20 protein-coding genes and 1 pseudogene are annotated in these 16,213 nt (G+C 43.7%); all 21 read right to left on the reverse strand.

What is annotated here, in order from left to right; all coding sequences use genetic code 11:
* Positions 1 to 1,017: pseudogene (locus AB840_RS11190) on the reverse strand (hypothetical protein); the annotation flags it as partial.
* A 15-nt stretch (positions 1,018 to 1,032) separates the two neighbouring features.
* The gene (locus tag AB840_RS11195; protein ID WP_048514937.1) at positions 1,033 to 1,677 is read right to left on the reverse strand and encodes a DUF2612 domain-containing protein; all 645 of its coding nucleotides are present in this window, start codon (positions 1,675 to 1,677) and stop codon (positions 1,033 to 1,035) included.
* Between the two features lie 10 nt (positions 1,678 to 1,687).
* Positions 1,688 to 2,854: a baseplate J/gp47 family protein gene (locus tag AB840_RS11200; protein WP_048514938.1), complete on the reverse strand. Its 1,167-nt coding sequence runs from the start codon at positions 2,852 to 2,854 to the stop codon at positions 1,688 to 1,690.
* Between the two features lie 8 nt (positions 2,855 to 2,862).
* On the reverse strand, positions 2,863 to 3,354 hold the full coding sequence (locus AB840_RS11205) for a hypothetical protein (RefSeq protein WP_048514939.1): 492 nt from the start codon (positions 3,352 to 3,354) through the stop codon (positions 2,863 to 2,865).
* Positions 3,351 to 3,950, reverse strand: a complete 600-nt coding sequence (locus AB840_RS11210) for a Gp138 family membrane-puncturing spike protein (RefSeq protein ID WP_200809905.1) — start codon at positions 3,948 to 3,950, stop codon at positions 3,351 to 3,353. Before AB840_RS11210 ends, AB840_RS11205 begins: the two co-directional genes overlap by 4 nt.
* 10 nt (positions 3,951 to 3,960) lie before the next feature.
* Positions 3,961 to 5,013 (reverse strand): baseplate hub protein, encoded by a 1,053-nt coding sequence (locus AB840_RS11215; protein WP_200809906.1) that lies wholly within the window; start codon positions 5,011 to 5,013, stop codon positions 3,961 to 3,963.
* A complete protein-coding gene (locus tag AB840_RS11220; protein WP_048514941.1) occupies positions 5,010 to 5,348 on the reverse strand; it encodes a phage baseplate plug family protein in 339 nt (112 codons plus the stop codon). Before AB840_RS11220 ends, AB840_RS11215 begins: the two co-directional genes overlap by 4 nt.
* Positions 5,349 to 5,365: 17 nt before the next feature.
* On the reverse strand, positions 5,366 to 6,154 hold the full coding sequence (locus tag AB840_RS11225) for a phage baseplate protein (RefSeq protein WP_053078169.1): 789 nt from the start codon (positions 6,152 to 6,154) through the stop codon (positions 5,366 to 5,368).
* 73 nt (positions 6,155 to 6,227) lie between these two features.
* Positions 6,228 to 9,323, reverse strand: a complete 3,096-nt coding sequence (locus AB840_RS17860; protein WP_053078170.1) for a lytic transglycosylase domain-containing protein — start codon at positions 9,321 to 9,323, stop codon at positions 6,228 to 6,230.
* Positions 9,320 to 9,460: a DUF6889 family protein gene (locus AB840_RS17440; protein WP_169749400.1), complete on the reverse strand. Its 141-nt coding sequence runs from the start codon at positions 9,458 to 9,460 to the stop codon at positions 9,320 to 9,322. The genes AB840_RS17860 and AB840_RS17440 overlap by 4 nt, the downstream gene beginning before the upstream one ends.
* A gap of 32 nt (positions 9,461 to 9,492) precedes the next feature.
* Complete coding sequence (locus tag AB840_RS11235) at positions 9,493 to 9,942, reverse strand: phage tail assembly chaperone (protein ID WP_048514942.1); 450 nt, start codon at positions 9,940 to 9,942, stop codon at positions 9,493 to 9,495.
* Positions 9,943 to 9,974: 32 nt separating this feature from the next.
* A complete protein-coding gene (locus tag AB840_RS11240; RefSeq protein ID WP_048514943.1) occupies positions 9,975 to 10,415 on the reverse strand; it encodes a phage protein in 441 nt (146 codons plus the stop codon).
* Positions 10,416 to 10,430: 15 nt separating this feature from the next.
* Entirely contained in the window at positions 10,431 to 11,894 is a 1,464-nt protein-coding gene (locus AB840_RS15825) for a DUF3383 family protein (RefSeq protein WP_053078171.1), read from the reverse strand.
* Positions 11,894 to 12,430 carry a phage neck terminator protein gene (locus tag AB840_RS11250; RefSeq protein WP_048514944.1) on the reverse strand — a complete coding sequence of 179 codons (537 nt, stop codon included), beginning with the start codon at positions 12,428 to 12,430 and terminating at the stop codon, positions 11,894 to 11,896. Before AB840_RS11250 ends, AB840_RS15825 begins: the two co-directional genes overlap by 1 nt.
* Entirely contained in the window at positions 12,420 to 12,797 is a 378-nt protein-coding gene (locus AB840_RS11255; RefSeq protein WP_048514945.1) for a hypothetical protein, read from the reverse strand. The genes AB840_RS11250 and AB840_RS11255 overlap by 11 nt, the downstream gene beginning before the upstream one ends.
* 8 nt (positions 12,798 to 12,805) lie before the next feature.
* Positions 12,806 to 13,393, reverse strand: a complete 588-nt coding sequence (locus tag AB840_RS11260) for a phage virion morphogenesis protein (RefSeq protein ID WP_048514946.1) — start codon at positions 13,391 to 13,393, stop codon at positions 12,806 to 12,808.
* Complete coding sequence (locus tag AB840_RS11265; protein WP_048514947.1) at positions 13,390 to 13,683, reverse strand: hypothetical protein; 294 nt, start codon at positions 13,681 to 13,683, stop codon at positions 13,390 to 13,392. Before AB840_RS11265 ends, AB840_RS11260 begins: the two co-directional genes overlap by 4 nt.
* A gap of 8 nt (positions 13,684 to 13,691) precedes the next feature.
* The gene (locus AB840_RS11270; protein ID WP_048514948.1) at positions 13,692 to 14,183 is read right to left on the reverse strand and encodes a DUF4054 domain-containing protein; all 492 of its coding nucleotides are present in this window, start codon (positions 14,181 to 14,183) and stop codon (positions 13,692 to 13,694) included.
* A gap of 3 nt (positions 14,184 to 14,186) precedes the next feature.
* Entirely contained in the window at positions 14,187 to 14,546 is a 360-nt protein-coding gene (locus tag AB840_RS11275; RefSeq protein WP_048514949.1) for a hypothetical protein, read from the reverse strand.
* A 15-nt stretch (positions 14,547 to 14,561) separates the two neighbouring features.
* The gene (locus tag AB840_RS11280) at positions 14,562 to 15,626 is read right to left on the reverse strand and encodes a DUF2184 domain-containing protein (RefSeq protein WP_053078172.1); all 1,065 of its coding nucleotides are present in this window, start codon (positions 15,624 to 15,626) and stop codon (positions 14,562 to 14,564) included.
* A 14-nt stretch (positions 15,627 to 15,640) separates the two neighbouring features.
* The gene (locus AB840_RS11285; protein ID WP_048514950.1) at positions 15,641 to 16,213 is read right to left on the reverse strand and encodes a structural cement protein Gp24; all 573 of its coding nucleotides are present in this window, start codon (positions 16,211 to 16,213) and stop codon (positions 15,641 to 15,643) included.

Here is a 16,213-nt window from a genome sequence, read left to right on the forward strand (position 1 = left end):
GTTAGATGTTGCTGATCCTGACGTATATCCTTGACCCAGTTCACAATCTATCAAAACATAAATTCCAGAACTATCAGCATTTCCAATATAAGGAGAAATGACAATATTAGGAATGTCATAACAATTAGGTGTAACTGTACTCCATAGATGCGTCATTGAGATATTAAAAGCAATCTTTCTTGCTGTAGCATCAATAGGCATTGCATTGTAATTTCCCCACTGTATAATTAGGCCGCCGAACAAATCACCAAATTTAACATACCCATTTTGTGCGATATTATACTGTACCCCGTAGGCCGCCAATAGCGTCGCCAGTGTCTGAAAACTACCAGCTCCGGTCAATACATTTAACTGTTGTCCTGCAGTGGGTGCTGGAACGCCTCCTAATGTTCCCGCGGCCGATGCCGTTGCTCCTGTAAAAGCTGTCAGCAAAGTTAATATATCTTTAAATACGGCACCCCCTGTTAATACCTTATTTTGGTCTCCTGCAGAGGGTACAGGAACAATACCGCTTGTCCCCGCTGCGCTTGACGTTGCGCCGATAAACGGTAAGTAGCTTCTAAGCGTCCACACAACTGTATTATCTGTTATGGTGGCGTCAGCCACTGCGCCCCATGATGGTTCGGTAGCAGATGTCGTTCCTGCGGTTGTACATACTACGTAAGCCCATGTTGGCATGTTTGGTGTTTTCACAACGGTTCCTGCAGATACGGTTGTAGATGGTTTCCATACGGTATTACTAATATTGCTATTCCCCGCAATGGCAGCCTTGAATCCTGCAAGTAATCCATCCGGATCACTGTCTTCTGCATCATGTCCACTATTTGCAATTAGTTGCCCCAGCATATATGCCATTACAGACCATTGCCTAAACATTTTGTTGTGCAGTCTGCTTTTCGCCTGACCGGTTTGCACCCCGATTGTGCGTTGGGATTCGCTGGAATATTCCGAATCGCTGTAGGTGTATGTGCTTGAATTATCTGTATTAAATATTAGAAAATTACTTTCGTTTGCCATATTGTATTATCTCCTTTACGTCCAATAGCCATTATCATATCCATACACTCGTTCGGAATCGGATTCCAAATCATATCCGAAACTGTTTAATGGCAGCGAGGATGTCCAGTATCCTTCGTCATATCCTTTGATGGCATCGGATTCAATGTCATATCCAAAAATAGTATTGTCTGAAAAAAAATAATTATATAGCACGCCCATGGGACGTGGAATAATATAATCATTAATAATCATATTGCAGATAATGAACGAGCTCATCCCGATAGCACATATGTCAACCGTCATATCCTGATTATCTAAGATAATTAAATTATTGCTGAATATGGTATTCCAGATGTTATATAAGCTCTGTGTCTTCCCGTTCCACATATTACGTGCAATCTTTGCCTTGATATAATTGCGGTAATCCTGATCATCTAAAATGGGATCAGCCTGCCGATCCGGCTGAAAAGTTAATGTGCGGTTTGCCTGTACAATAACGCCCAGCGTGTCTTCTTGATTCCCGACAACATTATCTAAATCAAAATAACTGTCCATATAGACAGCTAAATCATATATATCATCCAGCGGCGAAAGGAATGCCGATAGTGTAGCTAAGAAGTTGGGTTTTCCTTGATGTTCACTGGTAATTAATTTTTTATATTGATCAGAGAGCGCCATACTATCACCTCTAATTAGCCGTTAATGTGACGGCTCCGGACTGCGCAATTTGATTATATTCAATAGCAATATCAGACGTTCCCAAGGTTCCCCCCGTCTTTGCAATCTGTATTGATGTCAAAGAAAAGGACGGTTTGGATGTATCTGTAATCGCTTGTAATGCTGTGGCCATTAACCCTGTAATAGAAACATTATCCCCTATATCCAGAGCCGCCATATACGATTTAAGATAAGATATAATGTTATCTCCTACAGCAGATGTATATCCTGTTCCTTTAGTGATTGTCACCGTAATATCAATAGATTCATATGTCGGCCGGGAAAAATAAACCGTATTTTGTGTGCCATCAGTTTGTGTATAGGTGGCAGAACTGCTTCCATAGGTTCCACATCCGGGGCCCTTGCGCAAAAATACTTGTTCAGCAACACTTGCATCGGTACCACCTTCTACGACGGCTGCAATAGAATGACCTGGTATTCCGTTTGTATCCGCTGCATTCGTATCATTTTCATATACTTTATATCGATCTACATTGCTTATTTCCTGAATCCCCGCAATAACACCGTCTGTCATATTCTGTGACGGGAGTGCAACGCTTGTGCTTTGTCGTGCTCGTATCTCTGTGTCTGTTTCTACTGCGGTTCCTGTGACCGCAGCTACGTCATTAGTGACCGCCGTCCATCCTTTTTGCGGCGTCGATATCGTTGTAATCGTGCCAATGGCTGCTTCAATTGCGCCGATGGTTTCACAAGTGGCCGTGACTTCTGTTGTGGTGCCGGTAAGCGTTGTATCTGTTGGTAACTCCCATTTGTAGCCATTCGTATCTGTGCAGGTGCCGGACGAAATAACAGTTCCGCTGGTTCCCGTCAGCGTTAGTACGCAGGTGCTATAGCTGGCTGATTTTCGGACGATACCATTTAGTTTTACTATACTGTCAAGACCTGTCCCCACCGCTGTTTTAGGAGATCGGTTATTATATACAATTTGTAGTACCTGTGAAATATCATTGAGCATAGATGCAAAAATGGATATCATCTGATAATCCTGCGAATCTGTGCCAAGATAGATATCGTCACCATATATGCTTTTCATTTCAGATTCCAGATATGCCAAAATATCTTCATAGCTTGCCAGATGAAGGCCCGCGCTATCAATATAAGGTGCTGTGTATGCCATGTTTTCTCCTATCCGGCAGCTCCGCCGCCATCCCAAACATAATCAGGAATATACGAAGAACTGCCACCGTCCCCATCCAATGTATCCGAAACAGGCGTTGCCGTACCGCCATTTGCTACCGTAATGGCGGTATATGTAACCGTGCCGCCAGACGTTGAAACTGTAGCGGTTACCGTTCCATATTCCGTATCTACAACAGCAGTAAATGAAAGGGAACGGGTATCTGCATTCCAATCTGTATCCATTGATGCAATATTGGTTACGCCATCCGTTCCTAAAATTCGTTCCTTAATTAATTTGATTGCCGTATCCCTATCGTGCTGCCCCAGTATTTTATCCCATAATGGAAGCCCTTCATCAAAATTTTCCCACCATTCATTAGTAAATAATTTAAGCCGCGTTCCAATCGCCTGCGCCACGGCCTCCACGCCAGAAAGAAAATTTCCACTATTTGCCCCAAATGTGTAATCTCCGTTAGCATCTAATTTTCGATATATCATGTGGATACACCACCCGTATTTGAGCCGCCGCTTTCTACTCCGCTATGTTCATGGCTTAAAAAATTCACGCCATCAATCGTTGTGTTGCCGCTTACAATATTAATGCCACTATCTGTTATCTCAATGTACGCACTGCCGGATGCGTTCCGAAGTTGTGCCGATCCGGACGCATAATTACTAACAACATTCGGTTGGCTTTTAAACCCTACAATAGCAAATCCATCGGAAAGATCATGACGGCGTCTCTCTACTTGATTTTGCACCCCGCCGTTTTGCCACCACCCATCCATACAATTGTCCCCAAATACCACCAGACAATCATCGCCTTTACTAATCGGCAGCGTCAGACAATATCCACCGCCGGAATATACAAAAAAAGGAACATCCGGTAAGATAGGAACCTCTTTCCATTCCAGCGTCCCACTATTATTAAATAATTCTCGCGTGGCAAGCTGTACGGTGCACGTCTGCTTTTCATAATCCACCGATTCAATAATACCAGGGGCTGCGACACGTAAATCAATTCCGAAGCTTTCTTTAATACGCTTCATGTTCTCTATCGTATCTTGGGTTCGGTCATTCATGTGTACCATCATATCGCCTCTTTCATCGCGTTGTAGAAGTAATGGTAACCATCGGCACAAGCAATCCACTACGTCCATTCCTACCAATACCGACAATACTGGTAAACCACTCATTCCCCCATGTGTCGCCGGCATGTTCTACGGAAAATACTTGATATTCCCCGTCTTTATCAAACTGTGTCTGCTGCGGCAACTGATTTTGCCCTATACCTGATTGTGAATTAATGCTAATCAACTGCGTTTGGATCAATGAATTGTCAATTTTTATCATTGTCTGCAATTTTACCCTGGCATCCATAAGCATTTTAATGTGAATGCCATCGTCAGAATACATCGGGGTTCCCACCAATCCTGTTTCAGGAGTTAAAACAATTTCCGATCCTGCCGGAATCTCATCCGAATTCTTTTGAAATACCAATTGATTGTTTTCGTCTGCCCAGTATGCCGCATCATGAAGAACTGCTATATCCCGATAGTATTTGCCAGCAGTGCCAAATAAAACCTTCCCGCGCGGTAAGGACGTTTCTGGAAACGTATTATTTATTTTGGCTATTTCGATTGGGGTATCTGCGTTTTTAGCTACATATTGAATGACCTCTCTTGGCGTAGCACCTGCCGCTATGGTAGAGCGTACGTAATTCGTGTCAAACATTAATGCCCCTTTTAAAGCCAATATTTCCAACCGATAATCAATGCCATTTTCTCGATTGCGAATGATCTGTATAATATCACCGCTGAATATTTCGCCATATTGCCCATTTTGGTATCCTGCGGCAATATAAATCTGTGACCCTTCCAATATGATATCGCTTTCTGTCTGCGCGTTTAGATTATATATAATAAGGGTTCCAATGGTAACTGCTGACCCAACGGATTGCTGCGTTTTCCACACGCATCGCAAATTTGATACATCAAGCGCATGATCATGTTCCTTGTCCCGCACCGTATAATTTCCATTCGCGTCTTTTGTATAGGCTGGCTTTATAATCAATACTTGCCATTTCCTGAGATACTGTACGGGAGCCGTAAAAGAAGATGCGCTTGTCGTCGTATCGGGCGTGCTGTCGGTACTCATGAAACATCATCTCCTGCTGTATTTCCCCAAATTAAATACCAATTCGAGGTCAATGTATCATAGTCAGGCCATACTTCCTGTACTTTCTGTTTGGGTACGATATACGCTGCGCCAATTTCCAGATATGCGTATTGCTCTAAAATATTGTATCCCGGAATTAATGGAATGCAGGTGACAAGCAGCGTCCCTTCTGAATCCCCGATATCCAGCACCCAATACCCCGCAATTTCGTTGTACGTCGTAGTTAGTGTTAATTTAATATTGGTCTCATCAACGTAAATCGTTGTTGTAAATGTGTGATTGGGTACTCCTGACAAAGGAACAATAGATAGCATTGCTTTCGTCACCTCTTTTAATCTTGTGATGCAATATTATTTTGAAGTGCCTTTTTGTATGACGAACTTTCCACAGAGGTAGATTGAGAATTGCCAGTTGTACTAGCGGATGTGGTCTGTGCCACTCGGGCGCTTGTCTGTGTCTCTGACACTCCAGCCATAATGATTTCCCGTAACCGTACCGTACATTTTAATGCGTGATATGTTTTGTTGTCATCCGGTGCAGAAAGGTCCTCAATGATCATATTATTATAAGTTTGCAGCCTTGTTTCTACCGTAATCGGGACTCTGGATTGTTGCATCGCCTTTAACGTCGTCCATATAGCAGCAGACCGTCCTTCGCCCACAGAAACAATAGAGCTTGGTTTTTCTGTAATGGTGTTGCTGTATTGATTAATCAGCTTCAATGCCAAATAAACAAGCTCTGCTGTGTTATTCGCAGAATACCATGTAGACGTCGCCGCATCGGTCATCATGATTTCTACAGTAAGTTCTGCCGGCATAACAATAGCATGATCCGTCATGGATACACCTGTTTGTACAGGATATTGCGTCGGATGCACTCTGCTGCTATGTTCTGTCCGCAGAATACCATCAAAGTAAACCCCGCCGATCGGCCATTTTGGCGTACGGAATAAAAAGTTAGACAGATTAGTAAGCCCGGTTGTAAGATTTACCAGCTTATAGCTGCCGGTAAGCTGTGCCAAAGTTTTTGAAAAATCAAGCCATGACGGCGTCGTATCATTGCTTATTAAATTGGCTAAATTTGTTGCACTGCCGATAGTAAGTCCGGAAATGACGCTCATTGTATAAGCACATCCTTCATGATCAAGATAAAGCAAAAAAGGACACTCACCTATCGAGCGTCCTTTTTACTTATTATTTTAATTCAGGGCTGCCGTTTATTGCTCGGTTAATCAATATATATTGCGCCCGTTCGGAAAGCTTATCGGCAACCGCCATGCCAACATCATCATTGACGGCATTGGATTTGGTGACATATATATCTCCCACGCTGATAGATACGTGCGTGTCACCATAGGATGATCCCGTATCCATTGCAGCATTGCTTAATAACAGCGGATCGGCAGAAGAAACCATATTACGCAATACACTGGCCGCTGATTTTGCCAATAGTCCAAGCCCTCTGCTTCGGGATGCAACCATAGCCCCAATAGATGGCATTCCTTCTCCTGATCCCCCGTCGCCGCCACCTACTGGATTGGTGGTTCCTGCATATCCATCATCTTCAGACATTTGCGTGTGGAAATGGTACCCTGTGCCCGCATCATGGTATGTCAGATTAAGCCCATGTGCCGCCCCTGCCGCAATGATATCATCTGGATTGTAATCACTGTTGATGACAAAATCGATGGCTCTGCCTTGATTATGTGGATCGCCAATATAAGCGCCTGGTACTTCAAGTGTATGTGCATCACTACGATATCCGCTAGAAATTTGTACGTCGTAACCTTCACCTTGCAGCCCTGCCAAAAAGGAATCCGTAGTTTGTACTAATTGCGGATCAACATCCGCTAAATCGACGTTTCCTTGCTGGGGAATATTTGTTTCGTCGTAGGTAGCGCTTGTGTCATATGTCGTGTTTTCGGTATAATCGCCGTAGTCTTGCATAACTCGTCCTACATAAGGCATATCTGCGCCACCCGGATTTCCAGGTCCTGCATTATACATTTGCACGGCTAATTGGGGATCCCCGTCAGCGGCATCCAACATTTTACGTAGATACATAATACCGCCTTTTATGTTATCATCTGCATCATACGGATTAACGCCGAGCTCTGCTGCTGTATCTGGCATTAGTTGCATTAAGCCAACAGCGCCAGCCGGAGATATTGCGCTTTGATCAAATCCGCTTTCATTTTTTATGACGGCACGTGCTAAATTTGGATCAACGCCATATTCCTTAGAATATTGTTGAATAGCCGCTTCATATTGTAATTCGTCATCCGAAAGGCCGTCAGTATGTTGTCTGCGATTCCCCAGCATTTTAGATGAAAAAGCCATCTTAGCAAGCTTTGCAGCTTTAGAATAATTGCCGCTTAATAACGCCATAATAGCTTCTCCAAGAAGTCCTATGCGACTGATTACTTCCAAAACAATATTTCCTACGTCGGATACAATTTTACCGATACCACGCCAGAATTCCACAAATGATCGGTTGCTTTCCATCTTTTTAAATAGCGCCGTCAATGCATTTATCATCTTTGTAATAAACCGGATAATGGAGACGATAAACATTAGTATTTCGCGTAACGCATTTCTAAATGAATTGGTCGGCTTGCGATTGTTCATTCCCCTGAACATAGATTCAAATGCGGTTCCGACTAAACTCATAATAGCAGTAAACAACTGCCATATAGCTTTTGCCAAATCCGCCACCGCCATCATAAATAATCTTACAGTAGGGGATTGTGATAATTCATCAAGCCATCCGCTTAATACATTGATACAATAGCTAATGACCTGTACTAATCGTAAAAATGCCTGATATATTTTATGTACCAGCGTTCGAAATGCGGACCCTCTACCATCATCTTTCATGGCATCATAAAACGTACGTATCTCTGTAGCTACGAATCTAAATATCCCGCCTGCCAACCGCTTAATGGCTGACCATAATGTTTGCATGGTATACACAAATTCTTGAAACTCTTCTGAATTTTTTACTGTCCCAAGAAACTGTTCAATTCCATCTTTTAATTCGATGATTCGATCATATGCCCATGAAACCAGTTCACCGAATTCTACAATAAACTTTTTAACATACGGCCATGCTTCTTCCGCTAATGATACAAGTTCATCTGCCAGCCAGATAACCAGCTGCCCGAATTTTCTTAAAAACGATTCCACGTAAGGCCACGCTGTTTTGGCAAGATCAATGAGCTTTCCCCCCGCCCACATAACAAGCTGGCCAAATTTCTCAAGGTATGGCTCTGCTGCATTGGCAAATGCTGTAATTTTTTCCTGCGCGAGATCAATATATTCATGTATTTTTTTCCATCCATCGCCACTGCCCCCTGAATTCATCATGTGGAATAGTAATCCAAATAGAGCGATCGTTTTGCCGATCGGAGATGCTCTCAATACGACCCACAACGCAGAAAGCGACTCAATAGCAAGTTTTACACCATGGGGGAATGTATTCCACATGGTAATTAGGGATGATGTGACATGCCGTATTAAATCCCAAAATTGCAGCGCCACGTGAATGACGTATGTCAATACGTCAGCGATTCGTTTGGCAATCTGCTGCATATTGGTGATGATATATTCATTAAAAGATTTGGCTTTCTCTTTGGCAACATCCAGCGGCCCCACAAGGTTTTTAATCATATTATACCCAACGTACGTGAGGATATAAGATACCTCCTGCTTAAACCGGGTAAATTCAAACAATAAATCCCGAAAGCCTTTCATTGTCTGCTCAAAATCGCCGCTAGGACGCATGCGGGACGAATCAGACACCAGTGCTTTATACCGATCCATAAGCTCCGGCGTAATCACAATATCGCTAATAGACGCCCCCAGCGCATCTGTGGCCCGCTTCATTTGCCATGCGGCATCTTTGGTCATCATCATGCGGGTAGCAAACGTCTGCATCTGCAGGTCCTGATCTGCTGCCGTCTTCATGAATTTCGCCGATGCCATGGTCATGGATGCCAAGGCACTGGCAAACACCGCCGATGTTTTAACGATATTTGCCGCCAAGGAACTGAAATTACCGATAATAGAAGTCGTTGCTTTTTCCGCGGTTTGGATGGCTTTTTCGCCTGTTTTTTCTACGGTTCCCGCAATGGATTTCCCGGCATTCTCGAAGCTTTTCGACATGGAGCCGGTCGTAGAGGATACAGACTTATCCGTTTGTTTTAATGTCCGGTCTAATTCTTGGAACTGAGGCTTGTCTACCTTCACTCCCAAGCCGACCAAATATTCCTGTAACATTTGTGCAATCATGGTGTCTGTTCCTCCATCAGCTTCTGATATTCAGCCGCACGCCGTTTGTTTTCTTTCGCAACCATGATCATTTCATGGGCGTCGAGTAAATCTCTCAGCGTATACGTACCGTCCCATACTTCGTGCTGCTTCCACATGCCTTGTATGACTGGCGCATAGACGAATTCATTTACATTTTGAAGTTCGCAAGGGAGATACCCTCCATGAGGGACCGCAATTCCTTCCAGCCGTCTTCGGTAAAAAAATCTGAAACATTAAATAATAGCGCATGCGCCGTTAGGATCAACACAAGAAATGTATTGGTTGCCATTTCGGGGATTCGCCATGATCCATTGTCATTCAAAATCGGCACATCGCCGCTCGGAAGAACGGCATGAACCACGGATAAGCAGTCATTCTGAAGGCGAATAAATTCTTCTTTACTCATCATATCCTGCTTCATGATGTGCCCTGTAATTTGATTGCTTACCTTTTGCATGTCTTCGCTGGACTGCATATCCATCGCATTCGGAAGAAACTTTTCCAGAACAAAAAACAATAAAAATGATCCGGTACGCGCATCCAGCTTTTTAATAATATATTCTTTGCCCATTACGGTTACTTTTTTCGTGTCTTGCATCAATCATGCACCCCTTTTATTTTCTTTGTGCTTTACGTCATAATATTCTGGATATCAGCAAACATAATCGTCCAAGATACCCGCTGCCCTTGCGATTGATACGGATTATCTGCTTCCTTTTGAAACGCCCCATAGGAGCAATAATGTGTTTTTCCCATAGATGTAGACGTTATGGTGAGCGATATTTCTGCCCATTCGTCCGTAGTAGCTGAGACCAAATAGTTGAATAATCCTTGCATCCATTTATGGATGCCGCTTACCTGTTGCGTTTGAATAACAGCATTCCCATTATTCCCTTCCACCTTGCTTACCATAACGGATCCATCTGCCGCAATATCATGTGCCGTTCTATCCGTCGATTTCGTAATGGTTACTTCTCCGACGCCTTCTCCTTGCATCGAATATGATCCATACGATGGATGGGAAATCGTAATCGCTAAATCCTTGAACCCGTATGTATTTACAGTCGCCATGTAATATCCCCTCCTTTATCGGTTCACATCAACTTCGATGACAACATGCTGGATCGCGCCGGCTAATTTTGCTGCCACATAGATATTCGGTGCAATACGATTATCTCTGTCAGTTTGCGATTGATCTGCCATGGTTTCGTGCTGAATCAGATATCCATTCGGCAATGTGTCGCCATTGCTTAAGTCCAAGATATCATTACCATTCCATTGTCCTGCCGCAACAAAGCCAATTTTCACGTAACTATCTAATACAGTTTTAATTGCATCGGTGAGCTGGTTCATGCCTGATTCTGTTTGTGGTATTTTGGCGTTATCATAAAGCAGGTCCATGACACCCATCTGGATATCATTTTTCATTTTATCAAGGAAGATCATTTCATCAAACCAGTATCCATATGCCATATTTCCTTCAGTAAACACATTGTAGGCATTACCACGGTTAATATAGACATTTCCATTATATCCAGTAATGGCCGTTACTTTTGATTCCGCAAATGTAGCAGCGGAATTTTCCGTCGTGACGCCGGTTTCTATTTTATATGCCAGTGTAAAGGCACTGTTTATGGTCCCCGTCATAGACCCCATAGCATATCCCATAATGGCGGCAATGGCATCTTCATGCTTAGTAGAATACTGCCCAATGGCCCGCTTGTAGCTTAGATTTTTAAGCGTGTTGAAAATACCTGCATCTGTCAGTGCAGAGGATTCGCTAGTAGTATAGGCTAAGAGCGTGGCGGGCGTCGCATCTTCTACATACGCTGCCATTGCCTGAATATCATCATCTGTCAATACGGCGCAGTAAATCCCGACGTACCATTCCCAATCCGCTTCACGGCATGCTGTAATTGTTTCAAGTGGCGTTTCCGTTCGCGTCGTAGATGTTGTTGCTGTTCCCGATGTAATAACGATAGTGCCTGTTTTAGTAGCTTCACCTGGCGTATTCCCGCCACCGGCTACGGTCTCAGTAATGGTAATGATGCCGCTTGCCGCAGTTGCCCCATATTTAGCATTGAAAGTAGTATTGGCATTAAGAGACGCTGCAATAGCGGTGGCTGTTGCAATTACATTTGCGCCCGGAACAAAAGATGTTCCCAGCACGGCGCTGCTGGCAACTGCCGTAAGCGTTACCCCACCTATGGTAATCGTATCGCCCGTTGCCGCATTGGTCGTAATCGTGTACGTATTTTTCCCTGCAATAGCGGCAGTGCTGATTTTACCAATTGCTACATTGGGAGGCACCTTATCTTGTCCAAAGATAAGTGCGGCCGCCTGATACAAACGATCCGTAGATGTAAATCCTGCGGTTAGCATGTCATCCAAACTGGCATACGTTACAATACGGGCATCATCAAAATCAGCAATGCTGCCAACATTCCCCATTAACAATGCCAAATTAAACGCTTTTCGAGTTGCCGATATCGCCGACAGATTAATCGTTACATCAACAACAGGATCCAGTGTTAACGTTGTTACTGCCATTATTTTGTCCTCCTTTGAGCCACCACGCGAATAGACGCGGTGTCAATATGACCCGCGTCTTCAGCTGGTGATGTGTAGTTTTCATTAAATTGCAAAACTAAATCCCATCGCTTCCACCACTGACTTGCACGTTCTTCGTACGCTGCAATGCAATTGGGGTAGTCTGGGATTAAAAAAATAGATGATTTTGTCATGGTTCTTGTGATCGATTCCGTACGGAACCCATGGCGAAGCTGATTGGATATATCATATGCATGTGGGCCATAGGTGGTAAGCTGCAGGCCCCATACGCGTGTTCGTACCACGTATTCATTAACCGTCCCGTTTTCCACTTTTTTTACAATATCCGGATATCTGCCATACTCGTCATTGCTTTCACGTAAAAACAAAAATACAATGTCATCGGATACTTTCCAGTCCGGGTTGCCATCTGTGGGATAATTCTTACGAATATATTTTTCTACGTTAGACAACGTTCCTGTCAATATCGACTTACAGCAGGATTGGAAAAAAGATAGCAGTTCATCATATGTCATGAACAGCCCCCTCCTCATCTTTTACAAATGAGCCAAGAGCCTTGAAAAATCCGTTTTCGCTCCAATCGAAAATGCTCACCAGCTTATACCGTGATCCGTGAAACAAACAATAATCGCTAATCGTGATCGTATTGCTTACTTCCAATGAAAGGTCAGATACAAATGTCATCATACCGGTGCGCCTGTCTCCTTCAGGGAGCATCTGTATATCCCGTGAAGAAGTGGGCGTAACAACGCCTTCCACTTGTATTTGCTGTTCGCTCAATACGGGGTCTCCGTCTTGCCATGTATCACTGCTTCTATTTTTAATGATAACAAACGGCACGCAGAAATCAGGATCATGAATTAGTTCAGACATATCAAGCATAGTATCACCTATTCCTTCTTGCGAATTACATACGTGATTGCATTTTGCATAGAGCTGGTATCAATTAAGGGCCTATCGGATCCTTTTTGTTTAATCGTGCTAGGTGCATTAGGGGCCCATCCATTTTTAGGATTCGTAAACCAGTTTTTTGCGCAATTGGCCGCATATAAGCCAGCCTTATTGAGATTTTCCTGAAACGCTTCAGTGTTCCCTTGTAGTGCTTCTTTTTGCGCGTCCCCGATTAATTCCCCTATCCGCTTTTTGTTGGCTTCTATGGCCGGCTCTATGACAGGTCTTGGAGGTATTCGCATTAGGGGCGACCCATGAGACTTTACATACAGCGCATGCGCCTTTGAATAGATGGCTCCTGAATCCTGCGAGGTATTCATTTCAGTAATCATTGCAGAGGATCGAGCCCCATTCGTTTGAATGTAGAGAAGCTCTGCATTATTGATTGCATTCCCATCGGCTGCTTTCCGCTGATTTTCGTTTTGCGGAATACCGACATACACTTCCTGACTTGCCATTTTCTTTAACGCTTTTTTCAAAGCATCTAAATTACTTTTGGATGTAAAAGAAGTGTCCCCATGGATCATGATTTATTGCTGCCATTTCCAATAGGAGCCGTTTCTTCTTTATTTTCATCAGATTGTTCGTTGTTATTGGAAACTGTCGTTACAGGGGATTCTGACACTATTTTAGACGAGCCGCTTTGTAACTTTGGAGATGGCACAATCTGTAGCGTTTTGTCTTTCAGTGCTCTATCATATACAATATCTCCTTGTATCCAATCGGGAACAGCTGTATCTGTATTGGGAGATACAAAAACTTGTTCTTTTGTTTTAGGATCAACGAATGTATATGGTTTTGTCGTTTTAATATACATATTGCCTCCTACCATACAAACGATCCCGCACGGCCCATTAACTTAGCAATGGACGCAAATTGCTGTCCATATATTGTCAGCTTAAATTGCGCCCATCCTGCTAAATCATCACCAATTTGGGAATAATCCAATCCTACGGAAAGTCCGTCAACCGCTTTATGTACTTTAAGCCCCCGCGCTTCACCGGCTGCCAGTACGTTTTTAGCAGAGCATTGTGACGTACCTGTAGAGATAGACTGTAAATATAGCGTAAGAAAGTGGGCAATGAACCAATTCATGCATACCTGCCAATAGCTATGATACCGAGATTCTTTAATAACGGCATTAGCTAAATTAATGTACATTTGGGTCATTTCTTCTGATACCAAACCTTGGAAAGAAGGGTATGCCGCCCAAAACATAGCAGTTGTATATGCTGGATTCGTGCCGCCTCTGACGTTAGACGCCGTGCTGATAATGCCCTGCGTGGTTCTCTCATCAGGCGTTCCGTAGTATGACATGGGTTATCCCTTCTTTTTGGTAGTTTTTTTTACTTCGATTGGTTTCTGAACCGTTTCCACTGCTTTTTCAACCGCTTCCTTGACGGCTTTAGATGTGCTTTGTAATTCTTTTTCTTCTTCCAGTTGCCGGATGCGTTCTTTGAGCTGTTTGTTTTCTTCGATCATGCCCATTGCTTTTTCTTCGCTGTATCCGGCTACCTGTACTAGACCATCACGCTTTGCGGCTTGGAAATACGGAGTATCAATAACCCATTCAGGAACGTCATTAAATCCAATTGTAACCTTCACCGTTTCAGGCGCTCCAAATTTATCTTTCCCGCCTGTCGCAAAGGCCAAACATCTATCTGCTAAAATAGTAACCATGTTTCGATTCACTCCTTAAATTCCATCGTAATATGCCATAGAGGTCGGTGCCAGCAATTTAACCTGCGAGAATTGGCCTGCATACAAAGTTTCATAGGATCCGCCCTGCGTGTTAGGACCTTGCATAATGCGAGACAATGGCACTGGAAGATCGATATTAACTCTCTTAGGAAGCTTTACATATGCAACCATACGGTTCGTGCTGCCGACGCCTGGTTTGCTGGTTTGATCCCCGCACCACCGAGATGGGAAAATGGAAAGAGGGCGTCCTTGCTTTGTGGCGATATTATTTTCAAGCAGGTAGTTCAAAATACTCTGCGAACCCGCTGCTGTTACCGGTGCATTTGTAATATATGCGTAGTTATCCGGATTAATCAAAATATGATTGGCCATGCCGTCAAGATCATATTCTGAATTAGCCCATGTATAGTTAATGGCTGTGTTGATGTCATACATAATTTCAAGTGGCGTTTTATCTATCCAGAGACGAGATGACCCCGCTTCATTTAATGCGACATTTTGTGCCGTAACAAGTTTATTGTTGACCAGACCGTACGTTCCGGTCTTGGAAATGCCAACATATACGTTGCGGTCCAACAGCTTGTTGAAATTCAGGCGCAAGCCATCATCTAGAATCTGTTGCAGTGACCGTCCGATTTGCTGCAGCTTTAATTCGTCATAGATGGGGATCTTCAGTGTTTCCATGAAGGTATGTACCTTAAACACGTCTTTGCTGATATTCGCTGTCGCAATCGGGATATTATTTGTTTCACTGCCACCGATGGCATCTTCATCATTGCCGCTGGTCGCATAATGGACAAAGACATTCGAGGTGATATCAACCCAACCGCCGCCAGGAATCATATCAATATCCCGAGGCGCTGTGATAGACGTCATAGGTTCCAAAAGGCGGGGGTCCTGCTTTTCAAGTTCACCGATTAAAAAAGCTTGTGCCGTACTGCCGCCGCCGCTGACATCCTGTGTCTGCCATGTTCTCATGGATGGTACGACTACGCCGGCACCATTTAATGCGGCAAGAGCATCCATTACCTGTGATTTATTTGGTTTCTGTGCTGTCATGAATAATATCCTCCTTATGCGTTAATCTGCTGCATTAATACAACTTCGGACACGCCCGTTGCAGCATCCATTTTTCCGCTTGTAAATTTTGCGTTTGTAACAGCAACTACGGTTGCTCCATCTGTTGCGGTTCCAGCCGCCTCTGCCGTAAAATCGCCAACAGCCAAAGACGTACCAGCGACGGTAACAATTCCCAATTGGCCATTTGCAACGGGAGTACCGGATTTTACAATTACGCTGATGGTTCCTGCCTGCAGTACATCACAAGGACGCCCCGGTTCATACTGACCCGTAGAGGAATTGGAACCGTAGTTAATGGTCATGCCTTGTTTTACTTCGGCAACGGCAATGCCGCCAAAATTAGCCATTGCTGCAGCAGTTCCGTTCGTCGTATCACCAAACAAAGAATATGTATTGTCGGAGCTGACAACTACCGCGGCCCCAAAGGGAATTGCCTTTGCTGTTTCTTCGCCGGAGCTATCCAATACAGATGCTACCATACGGCTATTGATTTTGTTGTACGGATTACGGGAAACCTTACCCGCAAAGCTAAGAGATAAGTTTTTTCCAATGACTGATACTGGCAT

The sequence above is a fragment of the Megasphaera cerevisiae DSM 20462 genome (genome assembly GCF_001045675.1).
Taxonomy (GTDB): domain Bacteria; phylum Bacillota; class Negativicutes; order Veillonellales; family Megasphaeraceae; genus Megasphaera; species Megasphaera cerevisiae.